Below are 17,571 nucleotides of genomic sequence, written 5' to 3'. Positions count from 1 at the left end.
ATTTTTCGTCATCATAAAAAACACCGCCCTTCTGATATTTATTATATCAGAAAAGCGGTTCCAACAATAGCAAAACCCTGCAAAAGCAGGGCTTTGTCTACAATCTGAAATCCTCGCTCTTCGGCGAGGATTTTTCTTAGTTCATAAACTTCTTCAATTCATCCATAAAAGTACTTACATCTTTAAATTCTCTATACACCGAAGCAAATCGCACATACGCCACCGAATCTAAATCTTTCAAGTGGCTCATCACGATCTCCCCGATTTTTGTGCTGGAGATTTCTTTGTCTTCGGCGTTGAAGATGTCGCCTTCTATGGCGTCGATCATGGCTTCCAGTTTATCTCTGGCGATGGGGCGCTTGTAGCAGGCGCGGCGGACACCGTTGATCAGCTTGCTGCGGTCGTACTGCTCGCGGTTCAGGTTTTTCTTGATCACCGTTAGTGGGATCGTTTCTACATTCTCATAGGTGGTAAATCTTCTTCCACAGGAATCGCACAGCCTTCTGCGTCTTATGGAATTGGTCTCTTCCACTGGTCTTGAATCTACTACTCTTGTATTATCCTGATTACAGTATGGACATCTCATGTATTTATTTCCCCTTCCTCACGGCTCCCCTTCTGCCATGCGATGCGTTTATTTATTATCGATCCTTAAATTTCCTCTATTGCCCCATCCAGGCAAAATCTTCCACAAATTGTGACACAAAACTTGCAGATAACCTTCCTGGAGCATGCGCTCGCTTTAGTGATCCGTCTCACAATCTATTTCATTCAGTAACATAAAACGGACTGAACTTCTTATTTCTTATTATACTTTAACTATCAAAAGTATGTCAACAAACTCCATACATATTTTCAGAATTTTTGCATAATCTCATAAAAAAACAGGTATTTTCCATGCGTATCTGCGAATTGAAACAAAAAGAAGTGATCAATATCTGTACCTGCCGGACGCTTGGCTGTCCGGTGGATGTGGAGTTTAACTGTGAGACCGGATGTATTACAGCCCTGGTTGTTCCCGGGCCAAACAGTTTCTACTTTTGTTTCTGGGGACCAGGCAGTGAATATGTGATTCCCTGGAACTGTATCCGGCAGATTGGGGACGACATTATCCTGGTGGAAATCGATGAAAAACACTGCTGTAAAAAGGACTAATATTGCCGTCCACTAATATGGAAATTTTATAAAAATACCATTCTTATACCGCATCCCCTTGACAATCTTTCAAAATATTTCCCCGAACTGTCAAGGGGCAATAATTTTTATATTTTCCCGAAAAAAGAATATTTATCCTCCCACGTGAGAATCATTGTTACTGTTCACTTCGTTCTCAGTAACACGCTTCGCGATGCACAGAAATCATGCTTTGCATGATTTCGCGCCGAACTTCTCGGTTTTTCTGTGAGCTTTGCTCACAAAAAACACCTCGCGGAATGTTTCCTATGAACAGTTACAAATATTTTTGTATCACCTTGATTTGTTTACTTATGCACAAAAGGAGGATTCAAATAATGGCACTTAACAAAGTTGAAATTTGCGGAGTCAATACATCGAAGCTTCCGGTACTGAAAGCAGAAGAAAAAGAGGAGCTTTTTCGCAAGATCAAGGAGGGTGACGAAGAAGCCAGGGAACTTTACATTAAGGGGAATCTGCGGCTGGTTCTCAGCGTGATCAAGCGTTTTTCCAACAGCAGCGAAAATATGGATGATCTTTTTCAAATCGGCTGTATTGGACTTATAAAGGCGATTGATAATTTTGACACTACATTGAATGTGAAATTTTCTACTTATGCGGTGCCTATGATCATTGGGGAGATTCGGCGGTATCTTCGGGACAATAACAGTATCCGGGTGAGCAGGTCCCTGCGGGATATTGCTTACCGGGCGATTTATGCCAAGGAGACTTATATGAAGGCGAACCTGAGGGAGCCTACCATTGCAGAGATTGCCAGTGAGATCGGGATTGAAAAAGAGATGATCGTGTATGCCATGGATGCCATTCAGAATCCGGTGTCGCTTTTTGAGCCGGTTTATACAGAGGGTGGGGATACACTCTATGTGATGGATCAGATCAGCGATAAGAAAAACAAGGAGGAGACCTGGGTGGAAAATCTGTCGCTGCGGGAGGCTATCAACCGGCTGAATAAGCGGGAGCGGCATATCATAGACTTGCGTTTTTATGAGGGCAAAACACAGATGGAGGTTGCGCAGGAGATTGGGATTTCCCAGGCGCAGGTCAGCCGTCTGGAAAAAAATGCGCTGAAAACTATGCGAAATTATCTGAGGGCGTAGCTGGATATAGTTTCCCGGACGCGCTTTTACAATGTATATTCACCGCAGGTCGTCGCAACATTCCGCCAAGCTTATGTCTAACTGCGACTAAGCCGCTCGGGAGAGCCCTCTCGGCTAAGTCTTCGTAAGACATGGATCTCGTCTCCATTAAAACCGCTCCTGAAATGACCTGCTACATGAATATACATTGCAAAATCGCTGGTTGCTGGCCAGCGATTTTACTTATTATGCTACTATTCTAATGCTTTCTCTAATTCTTTTACTACTATCTTTAATGCTTTAATTCTAGCATACTTCTTATCTACAGATTCCAGGATATGCCAGGGAGCGTAGGTGGTGCTGGTCTTGGCCAGCATTTCGTCTACGGCGCCTTCGTAGGCGTCCCATTTTTCGCGGTTGCGCCAGTCTTCGTCGGTAATCTTCCACTGTTTTTCCGGGTTGTTCTGGCGGTCGGTAAAGCGGGCAAGCTGGGTGTCTTTGTCGATCTGTACCCAGAATTTGATGATCACGGCGCCCCAGTCGGACAGCTCTTTCTCGAATTCATTGATCTCGTTATAGGCACGTTTCCAGTCGTTTTCGCTGCAGAAGCCTTCCAGGCGCTCTACCATTACACGGCCGTACCAGGTGCGGTCGAAGATGGCGATATGGCCGTCTTTGGGAAGTCTGGTCCAGAATCGCCAGAGATAGTGGCGGGCTTTCTCGTGGGGCTCCGGGCTGGCGATGGGATGTACTTCGAAGCCGCGGGGATCAAGGGCTTCTGTGATCCGCTTGATATTGCCGCCTTTTCCAGCTGCATCCCAGCCTTCGTAGGTGATGATTACCGGCACACGCTTGCGGTACAGACGGTTGTGCAGCTCGCCCAGTTTCTTCTGGAGATGCTTCAGCTCTTTTTTGTATTCCTCGTCCTCGATCACCTTGTCTGCCAGTTCGATTTCAGAAAGCTTCGGCATTTTCTCGAGCGGGAAAACGTTTGGAAGAAGCGGCGCACTGTGGGCGCTGTTCTGCAGGGCTACCTCAATGTTATTTACCATTATCTCAAGAACCTGAAGCTCTGCAAAGTTACGGTCTTTTGCATCGATGATATACCAGGGCGCAATGGAAGTATTGGTGTCAGTCAGATAGCGGTCGAAGATCTTCTGGCAATGTTTATAGTGTTCGTTCTGCCACTTGTCAAAGGTATTCACACGCCATTTGGTGTCCTGCTCTTTGTTCAGCTTCTCCATACGTCTGGTCTGTTCTTTTTTGTCAATCTGCATAAAAAATTTCAAAACCAGATAGCCGTTGTCTGTGAGCTGCCGTTCGAAATGCTTGATGCTTTCGATCCGTTTGGCGTAATCCTCTTCTTCCAGGCCATTCAGGCAATCTTTGCAGGTCTGCTCCATCCAGCCGGAATCCAGAAAGGTAAATTTACCGGCTTCCGGGATCTGGTTGAAATAACGGTACAGAAATGGTTTGCGCAGCTCATCTTCTGTAGGCTTGGACATGGTTGCCACTTTAAAGAAACGGGGATCAATGTATTTGATCACTCTGCCAATGGTGCTTCCCTTGCCGGACGCACCCCAGCCTTCAAAAAGCACCAGCACTGGCAGCTTGTGTTCTTTTAGTTTCATCTGCTGCTGATACAGCTTTTCACCAGCTTCCCTTATCCTCTTTTTCAACTCTTCCTTTTCCGGAATTTCCTCCGGGATCCAGGTTTTCAACATAAAAACGTCCTCCTCACGTACAATTATTTTCAAACTCAAAAACTATCTTTCCTGCCAAAAGTTAATATTATATTTTTTCGTGCTCCTATTATTTTCTGCATTATAACATAGTTATTCCCATTTTGCATGAATTTTACAAATATTTAACCGAATTTGACTTGCACTTTCGCTAACAACCAAAAGGCCTGCAACTTCTTCTATACAACCTGATATTTTTGTGTTATCATACAGGAAAATCATATTTGTACAGACCTTGCAAAGACGCAGCATTTTGGATGTTGCGCCTTTCTTTTCGTCAAATGGATGTTCATAACTTACCAAAGGAGGAATTCCCAATGCCCTTACCTGTCTTTATTGAAATGACCTTGTCTGCCATCCTGACCGTGTGGTCGCCGGGACCAAATAATATTCTTCTGCTCTCCACTGCCAGCAAATACGGTGTTTCCGGAAATCTTCGGTTTATGACCGGGATCTGGAGCGGTTCTCTTACCTTGATGTGTCTTTCCGGGCTATTCTGCAGCACTCTGGGAAAAATTGTTCCAGGGATCCAGCCGGTTATGAAATACCTTGGTGCAGCTTACGTGCTTTACCTTGCCTGGCAGACCTGGCGCAGACTTCCCCCTTCTGACAGCACCCAGGAAAAAAAGCCGACCTGGATCATGGGATTTTTCCTGCAGCTGGTGAATGTGAAAATCATCATCTATGGGCTGACCATGTTTTCCGCTTATATTCTGCCATATGAAACAAGAGTTCCTATGCTCTTTTGCTTTGCCGTGTACCTCATGTTTCTCGGAGCGCTAGGAAACCTAATCTGGGCATTTGCGGGAAATGCACTGAAGAGATTTTACAGTGGACATTACAAATTAATGAACGGGATCATGGCACTGCTGCTGGTATGGTGCTCTCTTAGGATTACCGGACTGCTGTAAGATACTCATATTGTTCCCGCGCTATACACTTGCTAAAAAATATATTGTAAATTTTCGCTAAATACCAAGTTCACGCGCACCACAGACTTGAAGCGCTGCTCACGCAAAAAACACCTGCCGAAATGTGTTATCTTTCACATTCCAGCAGGTGTTTTCTATAGGGCACTATTCAATTTATCAGACACATGCATCAAATCGATACACGTTTATGCCAATTTACTTAAATGCGTCTACCAGCTCCTGACCATCGTCATATCCCTGGTTTTTCAGCTCTTCTACGAACCACTCGTCTACACCGTCTACCGCTTCTTTAAAGGAATCAATATCCATATCCTCTTTTGCAGTAAAGGTAACACCATTTTTCTCTTCCCAGCGGTTCATGATCTCATTTGCACCGGAGCGGTTGATGTAACGCTCATACTCTACAGCCATTCTTCCGGCTTTGTCTACAACGGCCTGCTGCTCTGGTGTAAGGCCATCATAGATATCCTGGTTGATGCAGAAGAACAGACAGTCGTAGATTGCATCCCACAGGGAGCAGTACGGCTGAACCTCCTGTACACTGGCTGCGTCGATTGCAGGAAGTGGGTTCTCCTCTCCTTCTACAGTGTTCTGCTGAAGGGCGGTGTAGGTCTCAGACCAGTTCATGTTAGTTGCATCTGCGCCCCATCTCTTATAGCACTCCATAAGAAGATTGGAACCGGCAACACGGATCTTCAGGTTCTTCATATCATCCACGGATTTTACTTCCCGGACGCTGTTGGTCAGCTCACGGAAACCATTCTCTGCAATACCCATGCAGTGCAGTCCGTACTCGCTGAGGATTTCCTTCATCTTCTCTCCAGCCTCGCCGTCAAACTTGGCATCTGCATCTTCCACAGAGTCATAAATAAACGGCAGGGAAACTACGTTAAATCTTGGGTCAAATGCAGAGTAGATCAGATTGGAATGCATGGAAATCTGTACCGGGTCTCCATTCATCAGTGCCTGGATTCCCTCGGACTGGTTTCCGTTTGTCAGCTGGTCTGCTGCATATACATTTACTTTTACTTTTCCGCCTGTGGCTTTTTCCATCAGCTCACCGAATTTACGGCCGCCCTCTGCCCAGGTAGAGGTCTCAGTTGTGGAGCATGCAAAGTTCCAGGTGGTCTCTTCCCAGTCAAGGTCGCTGTAATCACCGATTCCGGTAAATGCCTCTACCAGTTCTTCTGCATCCTCGTATCCCTGGGATTTCAGTTCCTCGATGAACCACTCATCTACACCGTCAACGGCTTCCTTGAAGGACTCAATATCCATATCGTCTTTTGCAGTGAAGGTAACGCCGTTTTTGTCTTCCCAGCGGCTCATGATCTCTTCGTCACCGGAGCGGTTGATGTAACGCTCATATTCCACAGCTTTCTGTCCAGCCTCGTCTACAACCGCCTGCTGCTCTGGAGTCAGTCCGTCATAGATTTCCTGGTTGATACAGAAGAACAGACAGTCATAGATGGCATCCCACATGGAGCAATATGGCTGAACCTCCTGTACGCTGGCTGCATCGATTGCAGGAAGCGGGTTCTCCTGTCCCTCAACGGTATTCTGCTGAAGGGCAGTATAGGTCTCAGACCAGTTCATGTTGGTTGCGTCTGCGCCCCATCTCTTATAGCACTCCATAAGAAGGTTGGAACCGGCAACACGGATCTTCAGGTTCTTCATGTCATCCACAGTTTTTACTTCGCGGACACTGTTGGTCAGCTCACGGAAACCATTCTCTGCAATACCCATGCAGTGGAGTCCGTACTCACCAAGGATCTCTTTTAATTTCTCACCAGCCGCGCCGTCAAATTTGGCATCTGCATCTTCCACAGAATCATAAATAAACGGCAGGGAAACTACGTTAAATCTTGGGTCAAATGCAGAGTAGATCAGGTTGGAATGCATGGAGATCTGTACCGGGTCTCCGTTCATCAGCGCCTGGATTCCCTCGGACTGGTTTCCATTTGTCAGCTGGTCTGCTGCATATACGTTTACTTTTACTTTTCCGCCTGTGGCTTTTTCCATCAGCTCACCGAATTTACGGCCGCCATCTGCCCAGGTAGAGGTCTCCGTTGTGGAGCATGCAAAGTTCCAGGTAGTCTCCTCCCAGCCAAGATCACTGTAGTCTGCGATCTCGTTGAAGGAATGATCCTCATCTCCAGCGGCAGAAGCTGCGGAGGAACCGCTGTCACCAGAAGCAGAATCACCGGAATAAGCGCCATTTTTTGCAAGGGCTCTTGGAAGTGCTGTGGAAGTTACCGGAATATAAGTAACAATAAGAAGGACTGCGATACAAGCTGCCAGCATTGGCATAACAGCTTTGGAAATTTCCTGAAGGGTAACTTCCATGCCTTTTTTGATCTTGATTCCGATTGCCACGAACAGGTTGACACCAACCGGCGGAGTTACCTGGCCAATTGCAAGGTTGACTGTTGCCATAACACCAAATGCAACCACATCATAGCCAAGTGCTTTGCATACCGGAAGCATAACCGGGATGAAAATGTACATGGCAGAGTTTGCATCGATAAAGCATCCTGCAATCAGGAAAATGATGTTTACGATCAGAAGGAAGGTAAACTGGTTATGTGCAATGCTTCCAAGGAGCTGGGAAGCTGCGTCTGCAATACCAAACTTGGTACATACGTAGGAAAACAGGGATGCACATGCTACGATCAGCATGATTCCACCAGTTGTTTTTGCAGAATCCACACAAAGGTCAAACAGGTCTTTTAATTTAACCTCACGGTAGATCACCATACCTACAAACAGACCATATACAACGGATACAGCGGCTGCCTCAGTAGGGGTAAAGATACCGCCGTAAATACCGCCAAGGATGATGACCGGCATTAAGAATCCCCAGAAAGCATCTTTAAATGCGTCCCAGCGTTCTTTTGCAGTTGCCTTCTTCTGGGCTGGCTGAATGTCTTTTCTTCTGGCTTCTACCATAACCACGATCACAAGGGCAACACCCATCAGGATTCCAGGTACGATTCCAGCCATGAACATATCTGCGATAGATACGCCTGTGATGGAAGCATATACAACGAATGCAATACTTGGCGGGATGACAATGGCAATGGAGCTTGACGTTGCCATCAGGGCTGTGGAGAACGGTGCACTAAAACCGCCTCTTTCTACCATTGCAGGTACCAGAACAGCTCCAAGGGCTGCTACAGTAGCCGGACCGGATCCGGAGATCGCACCGAAGAAGCAGGCTACGATAACGCACACGATTGCGATACCGCCTCGTCTGTGTCCCACACAGGTGTCTACGAATTTAACAAGTCTTTTGGAAATTCCGGCTTTTGCCATGATATTTCCGGAAAGTACGAAGAATGGGATTGCCAGAAGGAGGAATTTACTGATTCCGGCATACATGTTGGTTGCAACAATGGTAAGGGAGGTTCCAGAGTACAGGATCGCACATACGGAGGACAGTCCCAGACAGATTGCAATGGGTACTCCCATGATCAGGAAAACAAAAAATGAAATAAAAAGAACTGCACTTATCATTTATTTATCCTCCTTTTTCAGATTGCCTGTACAATAGTCAAGACAGTATTCAATAAAATGTAAGATCATACATCCGGATCCGATTGGCACGAAGGACCAGAAGATCCACTCCGGCCAGTTGAGAACGAAGGTACGTTTTCCGTTTTCCAGCTGTGTGATTACTTTTTCCATACCGAACCAGAATAAGATGGCGGTAAAAATAATGCACAGAACCGTGGTAAGGATAACGGACGGTTTTTTCAGTTTCTCAGGGAGACGGTCTGTTACCAGTGACAGGTTGACCAGTTCTCCTTCGCGGCATGCAAGTGCTGCAGCCATTAAGGTGATCAGTACAAAGACTGCGACCACAAGTTCCTCGGTAAAGGACCAGGAACGATGGATGACTTTACGGGAAAATACGTTTCCCACAGTCAGGACCAGTATCAGCAGGGTGGATACTACAAGAATCACATTTTCTACTGCTGCTACTGCATTCATGATTTTTTTGAAGACTTTCATGCTCTCTCCTCCTCTAAGTTACTTGTCTGGTTTTCGTCTTTCGTATTTTTGCGTAAAAAAAATCCGTCCCCAAACTAGGGACGGACCATATTAGACCGCAACCACCCTGTTTCCCCTTTGAAACAAGTACGAAAAGACAACGTACCGACATACGCGATTCCGATAACGGGGAACGGCCGTGGAAACCTACTTGATGCTGCTCTTCATTTCGTACCCTGAAACAGGTGTTACTTATGAAGCGTTCGGCTTCCCTTCTCGGGGATGATCTTCAAAACAGACCTGCCGCTGTTTTCCACCAACACAGCTCTCTGTAGACAAGGTGCTTCTGTTTCTACTGCTTCCCTTCAAGGAATTTGAGCCTTTTTAAATTTAGTTGTTTAACGAACTGAAGTAATTTTACTACCAAAATTTCGGGAAGTCAAGTATAATTATACAAGTTTTATACATTATTTTGTGGCGTAAAAGTTTGTCAGGAGGGACGCATTCGGACAATGGGTATTACTCACTCACCGGCGCAACGCTACGATGAAATGGTTCGCTGGAGTAATACCCATTGCCCAAATGCTGTGTACTGGCTGGGACTGGTTGGCAGATAGCAACTTAACTCAGCACCTTTTTGGACTCTTCATCCGCAAACTGCTGTCGTACCAACTGGTAATAGTAGCCTTTCTTCTCCAACAAATCCAGATGTTTTCCCTGCTCCACGATCTTGCCATCACGGACTACCAGGATCAGGTCAGCGTTTCGGATAGTGGACAGGCGGTGGGCGATGAGGAAGGAGGTTCGTCCTTTCAGGAGCTTGTCTGTGGCCTGCTGGATCAGCTGCTCGGTTTTGGTGTCGATGGAGGAGGTTGCTTCGTCCAGGACAAAGATGGCGGGATCTGCCAGTACGGCCCGGGCAAAGGAGAGGAGCTGTTTTTCTCCGGTAGAGAGGCGGTCACCGCCTTCGCCTACGTCGCTGTCATAGCCTTTGTCCAGTTTCTCGGCTACCTCATCGGCATGGACCGCTTTGGCAGCAGCTTTCACTTCTTCATCTGTAGCGTCCAGTCTTCCATAGCGGATGTTTTCCATCACAGTACCGGAAAACAGATGGGGATTCTGCAGTACATACCCGATGTTGCTGTGCAGCCACAGCTGGCTTCTCTCACGGTAATCTCTGCCGTCAATCAGAATACGTCCGCTGGTAGGCTCAAAGAAACGGCAGGCCAGATTCACCAGCGTACTTTTTCCAGCGCCAGTCTCTCCCACGATTGCTACATTGGTGCCAGCGGGGATCTTCAGATGGAAATTGCTGAGCACTTCTTCTTTTCCATCAGGATATTGGAAGGAAACATTTTCAAATTCGATATCGCCTTTGATCGGTTCCCAGTTTTCTTTGTGAGGATGGAAGAAATCCCCATATTTTTCCAGGACTTCCGGAGAATCTACCACCTGGGGCTTTTCTTCCAGAAGAGAGGTCACTCGCTCAATGTTTGCCTGGGCGGAAATACACTCTGAGAGAATTTCGGCAAGTCTCTGAATTGGTTCAAAAATTCCAACTGCATATGCAGTAAATGTAGCAAGGGTTCCAATATCCATACTTCCATTCAGAACCATAATGCCGCCCCGCTCCAATACGATTGCAGTTGCAAGGGCGCCGAAAAATACAACCATTGGAACATACACGGCGTTCAGTCTGGCGGCCTTAATGGAAGCCCCACGCATCTCCTCTGTCACAGAAGAAAATTCGCGAAAATTCTTCTCTTCCACCACCAGGGATTTCACCGTCTTTGCCCCCATAATACCTTCGTTGTAGCCGCTTGTGATCTTGGAATTGATCTTTCGCACCTGACGGTTCCAGGTCAGGATCTTGTTCTGGAAATACCAGGTAAGCACCGCAATGGCTGGAACGATCAGCATGATCACCAGCGCCAGCTTCCAGTTCAGGAACAGCATGGCTACAAACACGCCTGCCACATAAAAGATGGCCCACAGCATATCGATCACGTCCCAGGCGATCAGCTCTGTGATCCTTGCCACATCATTCATCACCCTGGACAGGATATATCCAACCGGAGTTGCATTGTAGTAGGAAAAAGACAGCTTCTGAAGATGAACAAACAGGGCTCGTTTCATATCCCGGCCGGTTTCCACATCCAGCGTCATACAGCCTCTGGTAAAGCAGATAACCGACCACATCTGAAAAAGGATCACTGCAATGTAAACAGCAATGAACCCTCCAAGACCCACCAGGGTATTCTTCGCAATGAAGGAATCAATGGCCTGGCGCTGAAACAGCGGCATAATAATATCTACCACGGAACAGAGAATGTTCATCACGATTACCATGAGCAGCACATTTTTACGGGGTGCCAGAAATGGGAACACCTTTTTCCAGATGGAAAGATCAATGGATTTCGTATATTCTTTTTCTTCTATTCGCATGCTGCACCTCCTTCCATGAGACAGATGTCACTGTTCATCTGAATCTCGTAAATATCTTTATAGGGACCTTCCTGACGAATCAGTTCTTCATGAGTGCCCATCTGCTGGATTTCCCCTTTGTCCATCACAATAATGCAATCTGCCTGCATAAGAGAGGTGATCCGGTGGGAAATCATGATCACCGTTGCTTTCTCCATCTCCTTTTTCAGCTCTTTTCGGATCTTATTGTCTGTCTCTGTATCTACTGCGGAAAGGGAATCGTCAAATACCAGGATTGGCGCTTCTTTCATCAGCATTCTGGCAATAGCCACACGCTGCTTCTGTCCGCCGGACAATGTGACGCCACGCTCGCCCACAATGGTATCGTAACCATCTGTAAAATGCTGGATTGCCTCATCCACACAGGCAATTCCTGCTGCATGGCGGATTTCTTCGTCCAACAGCTTCTCCTTTGTGATGCCGATATTCTCACGGATAGTTCTGGAGAAAAGAAAGGGCTCCTGAAGGACCATGCCAATGTTCTGGCGCAGATACTGGCGGTCCATGTCACGAATGTCCACACCGCCAATGGTAATGCTGCCGCAGTCTTCCGGCAGATCGTATAAACGATTCAATAAATGGACAAGAGTTGATTTTCCACTTCCGGTTGTGCCAAGGATTGCGAAGGTGCTGCCGGAGGGGATGGTGAAATTGATATTTTTCAGGACCGGATGGTCTGGGGCGTAACCGAAGGATACATTGTGAAAGCAGATGTCGCCATCCATGGCAGGTTTCATTCCACTAACATACCCCAAGTTCTGCTTGTCTCCACAGCCTTTATTTCCTGACTCCTCACTCTGCCCTGCATTCTTCTTTTTCACAGTATTCTCTGTATTTTCTTTTCCGGCAGTAGACTCGCTTTCGCAGTCTGCTGCATCCTCTTCCTCCGCCTCCAGAATATAAGCCACACGCTCCATGGAAACCCCAGCCTTGCTCATATCCGAAATGATCCTTCCCAGGCTTCGCACTGGCCAGGTCAGGGACGCATTGTAGGAAATAAATGCCATAAACTCTCCTAATGTAATCCGTCCATTTACTGCGAAAACCACTCCAGTCACCATAACCGTCAGAACCTGTAAGTTTGTGATCAGATCTCCTGATGCCCAATAAACACTCATCAGTTTTCCAAGATAAACCCACAGATTAGAATACGCATTATTCTTCTCATCAAACCGGTCGATCTCATATTTCTCTCTTCCAAATGCCCGCACCACACGGACTCCAGTCAGATTCTCCTGCACCGTACTGGAAAGAGCTCCCTCTGCCTCATCTGCATCCTGAAACCGTTTCCCGATCCTGAAATAAAAATAGCAGGAATAGCCAATGATCACCGGGAAAAAGGCTGCCGCGGCCAAAGTGATCTGCACATTCATGGAAAACATGATTCCCAGATACAGCACGATCAGGAAACAGATCCGGAACACCTCTGGAAGCTGTCTGCACACAAAGTTGCGGATCACTTCCACATCCGAAGTACACCTCTGGATGATCTCCCCTGTCTGGTGCTTTACATGCCAGGAAAAGGGCAGATACTGGGTGTGATGATACAACGTATCCCGGATGTATTTCAAAAAATTTTCAGAGCCTTTTGCTAGGCACATTTTGCTTAAGTAGTTAAAAACTCCCGACAGAACTGCAGACGCCGCCACCAGAAGAGCTACCAGAAGCAAGGTCTGCCCCACGTTCAGACTCTCTGGGATTCCATCTTGCACCAGAATGTGGTCTGCCGTATATTTCACAATCTGTGGGATCAACGCATTGCATGCTGTAAACAGCACCGAAAATAAAAGCGTCCCCACAAAGAACCGAATATTTCCTTTTAGAAAACGGAAAATGATCCGGAATTTCTCGGTTTTGTTTTTCGTTATCATACTCTCCTCCCTGTACTAGCTCTGCTTTTAAACTCGACCCCAAAATTGGCGCAAAAAAAGACACCCCTTAACCATTACCTGGCCAAGGGATGTCCTTTATCCGCAAAAATCAATACTGTCATACAAAATACGACAGGTCAGTCTATAAAAGCAGGCAGCTGGATATTCCTTAATCTCAGGTTACTATATAAATTCTTATTGCATCTTACTCCTGTGATCTTCATATTACTGCCTCCTTTCCTTTCTTTTCATCACATGTGTGCTTTTAACTATAAAACAGGAAATCTATTCTGTCAAGCACTTCTTAACACCAAAAGCCCTGCATATCTTCTCTGTTACATCTTCTTCCAGTGCAGCATTTCCCACATAGCCTTCAAATCCACTGAAAAATTCCCACGCTTCTGGGAGCAGATACAGCTGTTTTCTCACATATTCATCCAGCACCACGGCACTAGGAAGAAAATTCTTATATGCCGAGCTCTGCTCTCCAAGCACATAAATTTTATGCCCTTTATCCAACTGCTCCAAACGTTTTTTCTGCTCTGCGTTTGGTAGAAGATCTGCATTTACCAGAACACTTCCCTGTTCCGGCTTTCTCACCAGCTTCATGGAAATGTGCCCGTTTTCTGCCTTTTTCTTGTCGCATACCAGGTATTCTTTCTCCTGATAGGATACAACTTCCACCTGTCCCTCCTCTGGCTGCTCTGCCACAAGAACCGGAAGCCGCATCACCCGAAGACGGTTCTCCTGGCCATAGCTTCCCAGCTGCTGGCAATCTGCAGGCGCATAGATCCGGTTAAACACGGTGAGGGCTTTGCGCCATCTTGCCGGGTATTTCTCATGGATATACGGCAGAAAATCAAGATCCACCAGCACTTTCATCTTCGTTCTGGCTTTCGCAGCCAGATAGTAAGGCAGATATTTGGCACTTCCGGCAACGATCACCCCATCCCAGGAAGCTGTTCCAAAGAGACGGTTCCATTCCCGCCTTGCCAGTTCATCTATATAGCTGCGGAGGATCGGATTTCCCAGATATGCCTCCGGATTCTTTTCCACAGTGAGATAATTCAGGTATTCTGCCTCACTGACTGTCATTTTCCCCACCCCCATAAGGCCAGCAGCCTTACCAGTCTGTGCGAAAAATGCCTTACACTTTGCCTCACTTCCAAGGTCTTCACTAAAAAAAGCCACATCATATTTTTCCGGATCGATCCTGGCCAGGATTCTGTCCACCACCAGCTTTACCTCTGGTTTCCCTGCCCCGCTTCCCAGAATAAGAAGCCTTTTCTTCTCCGGATTTCTAAGGGAGAAGCACTCCAGCCCTTCTGAAATAGTTTTCTCCAGAAGAAACCTGGCAAAAACAGCTGCCTTATCCTTTACGCTCTCTTCCAAAGCCAGAACTTTGCCAGGGTAAACCCTTCCTGCCAGACACTTTTTCGTCCAGGTCTCTTCTCCCTGCTGCCGATCTGGTGCAAAGATGAAATCTGTTTTCAGCATATCCCGTACCGTCTCAGATACAAATTTCTTTGTGTCCAGACGCTTCTTTTCATAAACCTTAGACATGGTGTTCAGATAAATCTGGCCTTCTCTTTTTACGAAGGAAGCTGGAAGTTCCACACTGCTGACAATGATCCCGGAGGATGCCAGTGCTCTCCAGTATCCAGCAGAATTTTCAGTCACTTTGCCAGCATTTCCAAAGGGCAGGCTTCCTTTCACGCAGCAGATGCAGATATATTTTTTCCCATATGTTTTCTTTACATATTCATACATTTCCCGGATCAGTTCCCCATCCCCAGTCCCTTTTTCCCACAGGAAAAAAATCTGATCCGGGTTCACCGGCAGCTTCACAAGGGCATCTGCATACTCATAGGTTTTACTGATCTCACGGCGGTAGCCATTTACCAGTTTATTGGCCCGGCGTCTGGCGCTTTCGTATTCCTCCATGTTCTGTTCCAGGATTTTCTCTATCTCACTCATGTAAATCCCTCTTATCCTCCATCCACTTTTCCAGTTCCTGATATTGCTTGCGGTTCCATTCCTCTGCATCAAAGCCATAAGAGATCTCGCTTTTCAGGTCCTTTTCCACAAGCTTTATATTCATAGCCTTTGCGGCAAGTGTGCCTGCGCTTTCCTCTTCTCCTGACGGAGAAACGAAATAATCACACATTTTCATAAAAGCAAATGGCTTCGATGGCCAGCTGATCAAAAAGGCCCGTCCCTCAAGATGAAGCTGGGAAATAGTTTCCCCAAGCTTCTCATAAGCCTTTCCTTTGCCCATGATGTAAAGGCAGGCATTCTTCTCCTTTAAGGATGCAAAACTTCCAAGTATCTCACCAGCCGCCTTGCTATACATGCAAAAATAATTCACTTTTTCCATATCTGGCGCAGTGATGGCATCCACTGTGAGAACGGACGAATTTCCTCCATCCAGATCCCCGATATAATAGCTTTCCTCCTGGGAAATGATCACCGGCTGCTCCTTTAGCTCTGCCTCTATGCGGCTCACATGGACAAACCTGGGCTGATAGGTGAAAAATCTGGTATTCTTCATTTCTGCAACCAGCATGGAAAACAGATTTTTCTTTCCTGTAAAGTCAATGGCGCAGTCAAAAACCGCCTCCCCAAACAGCCTTCTGGCCTCCCGCTTATAAAAGGCATGTGGAATCTCCGCGTTTTTCCCTTTCATCAGCCGATTATGGCTGGCAAGCTCTTCCGGGCTTCCATTAAAGGGCTGTCCCCTGTAAAGCACCCGGATTCCAGATGGCAGGGAACGGATCATTCCTTCCGCTCTCTCATCCCCGTCTCCATCGATCAATAAGGTAATATCATATTTCTGAAAATCCAGGTATTCTGCCATTGCAAGAAAAGCCCTGGTCGTTCCATTGTCAGAGAAGTCTCCGGCATACATAAGAACTTTAGCACGCCAGGTCTCTTCACAGCTGATGCAGTCCTCCCCTTCTTTTCCATGAAACACAATGTCTGCAAGGCGGTAGCACACCTCTCCGTCATCTCTTGGACACGCCCACTTCGCTTCCCGGTCATAGACCTGCCGGTATGGCTCCATGGCTTTTTCCAGATCTCTTAAATAGCCTCCAAGCTGCTCATAATCTTCTGCAATTGGTCCCGGCAGTTTGTCGATTCCAAAATACAGACCTCTGTAATTCAGATAATTGGCAAGGTCTGGAATAAAGAACAGGATGGGCTTTCCAGATACCAGATAATCAAAATATATGCTGGAATAGTCAGAGATCAGAACATCTGTAGCACGCAGCAGTTCATTGGTGTCCACCGTTGCCGGAATGTACTGGCCGGTTACGCCCTGGGTATTTTTTATGTGGTAATAGACGATCTGGTGAGGCTTTACAAACACCTGATAGACAGAAGTATCCACGTTGTCCTCAATGGTGCGGATCATCTTCTCATAGGCATCCAGACTGGTGTCCGGGCTGGAGTATTTGCTGCCCTTCCAGGTAGGGGCATACAGGATCAGCTTCTTAGATGGATCTGCCTGGATCCCAGCCATCTGTAATTTCTGGAAAACAGCTTCCCTTTCCGTGTGAAAATAGCTGTCATTACGAGGCTGTCCGATTTCCAGAATCTTTCCTGGAAAAAGTCCGCCCATTTTAAAAGCATTCTTGTAAATTTCCGTCATAAAAGCATCCGGGGAGATCAGGTAGTCTGCTGCCAGAAAATTCTTCACCGTATTTCCTGCGCTGATCTTACCTGCCGGAATGTCAAATCCGATGGTTTTCAGCGGAATCCCATGCCAGGTGTCGATAAACACCTGCCCTTCCCTTTTGGTAAAATATCCCGGAAAGCTTACGTTATTCACCAGGTATTTGGCAGTTGCCAGATATTCCCGGTATTCCAGGGACTGAAATTTGATAAACTTTACATTCTGCTTTTCTTTATAAAGTTCCATCCAGGAAGCATTATCCGAAAAGTCATCAATAGCCCAGACGTGGAGATATTCCTGAAACTCCGGCTGGGCCAGCAGATACTTAAAAATGGCGTGAGGGCTGCAGGTCATTCCCCTGCCCCCGAACGCCTCATATAAAATACATTTTTCCTTCAGCGGACTGTTCTCATAAAAATCCGCATATTTTTCCCGAAGCTCTTCCGTCAGATTGTAACGGGCTTCTTCCTGGGCATCCCGTACAGCCTGGGAATAGGTATCCCTCCGGATTACTTTCTTCGCCAGCTTTTTCAGGTCATTTACGGTGACTTTCATTGGTCCCAGCCCCCTTTTTATCATAATTCACAAACAGACATATACTAAGCG

At 46.6% G+C, this 17,571-nt stretch carries 11 protein-coding genes; 3 read left to right on the top strand and 8 right to left on the bottom strand.

Annotation, left to right across the window (positions count from 1 at the left end):
- Positions 1-136: 136 nt before the first annotated feature.
- Positions 137-586 carry a transcriptional regulator NrdR gene (gene nrdR / locus ACTQ50_RS10885; RefSeq protein ID WP_441484224.1) on the bottom strand — a complete coding sequence of 150 codons (450 nt, stop codon included), beginning with the start codon at positions 584-586 and terminating at the stop codon, positions 137-139.
- A 311-nt stretch (positions 587-897) separates the two neighbouring features.
- On the opposite strand from nrdR, the gene ACTQ50_RS10880 reads away from it, so the two are divergent.
- Positions 898-1,155, top strand: a complete 258-nt coding sequence (locus ACTQ50_RS10880; protein ID WP_441484223.1) for a PRC-barrel domain-containing protein — start codon at positions 898-900, stop codon at positions 1,153-1,155.
- Positions 1,156-1,511: 356 nt separating this feature from the next.
- Positions 1,512-2,291, top strand: coding sequence for an RNA polymerase sporulation sigma factor SigG (gene sigG, locus ACTQ50_RS10875; protein ID WP_441484222.1), 780 nt, complete (start codon positions 1,512-1,514; stop codon positions 2,289-2,291).
- 233 nt (positions 2,292-2,524) lie between these two features.
- Here the strand turns inward: sigG and pap are convergent, their stop codons facing one another.
- Entirely contained in the window at positions 2,525-3,994 is a 1,470-nt protein-coding gene (pap, locus tag ACTQ50_RS10870) for a polyphosphate:AMP phosphotransferase (RefSeq protein ID WP_441484221.1), read from the bottom strand.
- A gap of 335 nt (positions 3,995-4,329) precedes the next feature.
- Between pap and ACTQ50_RS10865 the strand changes: the two genes are divergently transcribed.
- Positions 4,330-4,923 carry a LysE family transporter gene (locus ACTQ50_RS10865; protein WP_441484220.1) on the top strand — a complete coding sequence of 198 codons (594 nt, stop codon included), beginning with the start codon at positions 4,330-4,332 and terminating at the stop codon, positions 4,921-4,923.
- A gap of 216 nt (positions 4,924-5,139) precedes the next feature.
- On the opposite strand, the gene ACTQ50_RS10860 is transcribed toward ACTQ50_RS10865, so the two are convergent.
- From ACTQ50_RS10860 to ACTQ50_RS10835, 6 genes are all read right to left on the bottom strand, one after another.
- Complete coding sequence (locus tag ACTQ50_RS10860) at positions 5,140-8,457, bottom strand: TRAP transporter large permease subunit (protein WP_441484219.1); 3,318 nt, start codon at positions 8,455-8,457, stop codon at positions 5,140-5,142.
- Entirely contained in the window at positions 8,458-8,955 is a 498-nt protein-coding gene (locus tag ACTQ50_RS10855; RefSeq protein ID WP_441484218.1) for a TRAP transporter small permease, read from the bottom strand.
- Between the two features lie 600 nt (positions 8,956-9,555).
- Positions 9,556-11,379: an ABC transporter ATP-binding protein gene (locus tag ACTQ50_RS10850; RefSeq protein ID WP_441484217.1), complete on the bottom strand. Its 1,824-nt coding sequence runs from the start codon at positions 11,377-11,379 to the stop codon at positions 9,556-9,558.
- Positions 11,370-13,289, bottom strand: coding sequence for an ABC transporter ATP-binding protein (locus ACTQ50_RS10845; protein WP_441484216.1), 1,920 nt, complete (start codon positions 13,287-13,289; stop codon positions 11,370-11,372). The genes ACTQ50_RS10850 and ACTQ50_RS10845 overlap by 10 nt, the downstream gene beginning before the upstream one ends.
- 285 nt (positions 13,290-13,574) lie before the next feature.
- The gene (locus ACTQ50_RS10840) at positions 13,575-15,266 is read right to left on the bottom strand and encodes a CDP-glycerol glycerophosphotransferase family protein (protein ID WP_441484215.1); all 1,692 of its coding nucleotides are present in this window, start codon (positions 15,264-15,266) and stop codon (positions 13,575-13,577) included.
- The gene (locus tag ACTQ50_RS10835) at positions 15,259-17,520 is read right to left on the bottom strand and encodes a CDP-glycerol glycerophosphotransferase family protein (protein ID WP_441484214.1); all 2,262 of its coding nucleotides are present in this window, start codon (positions 17,518-17,520) and stop codon (positions 15,259-15,261) included. Before ACTQ50_RS10835 ends, ACTQ50_RS10840 begins: the two co-directional genes overlap by 8 nt.
- Positions 17,521-17,571: the final 51 nt, after the last annotated feature.

The organism is Blautia sp. Sow4_E7 (assembly GCF_052116245.1).
In the GTDB taxonomy this organism is placed as follows: Bacteria; Bacillota; Clostridia; order Lachnospirales; family Lachnospiraceae; genus Blautia_A.
This window is presented reverse-complemented; position numbering and strand designations above follow the sequence as displayed.

Excerpts from the sequence above, each read along its gene's own strand:
- ACTQ50_RS10845 (WP_441484216.1), bottom strand. The coding sequence starts at position 13,289 with ATGATAACGAAAAACAAAACCGAGAAATTCCGGATCATTTTCCGTTTT.
- ACTQ50_RS10855 (WP_441484218.1), bottom strand. The coding sequence starts at position 8,955 with ATGAAAGTCTTCAAAAAAATCATGAATGCAGTAGCAGCAGTAGAAAAT.
- ACTQ50_RS10835 (WP_441484214.1), bottom strand. The coding sequence starts at position 17,520 with ATGAAAGTCACCGTAAATGACCTGAAAAAGCTGGCGAAGAAAGTAATC.
- ACTQ50_RS10840 (WP_441484215.1), bottom strand. The coding sequence starts at position 15,266 with ATGAGTGAGATAGAGAAAATCCTGGAACAGAACATGGAGGAATACGAA.
- ACTQ50_RS10880 (WP_441484223.1), top strand. The coding sequence starts at position 898 with ATGCGTATCTGCGAATTGAAACAAAAAGAAGTGATCAATATCTGTACC.
- nrdR (WP_441484224.1), bottom strand. The coding sequence starts at position 586 with ATGAGATGTCCATACTGTAATCAGGATAATACAAGAGTAGTAGATTCA.
- ACTQ50_RS10865 (WP_441484220.1), top strand. The coding sequence starts at position 4,330 with ATGCCCTTACCTGTCTTTATTGAAATGACCTTGTCTGCCATCCTGACC.
- ACTQ50_RS10850 (WP_441484217.1), bottom strand. The coding sequence starts at position 11,379 with ATGCGAATAGAAGAAAAAGAATATACGAAATCCATTGATCTTTCCATC.
- sigG (WP_441484222.1), top strand. The coding sequence starts at position 1,512 with ATGGCACTTAACAAAGTTGAAATTTGCGGAGTCAATACATCGAAGCTT.
- pap (WP_441484221.1), bottom strand. The coding sequence starts at position 3,994 with ATGTTGAAAACCTGGATCCCGGAGGAAATTCCGGAAAAGGAAGAGTTG.
- ACTQ50_RS10860 (WP_441484219.1), bottom strand. The coding sequence starts at position 8,457 with ATGATAAGTGCAGTTCTTTTTATTTCATTTTTTGTTTTCCTGATCATG.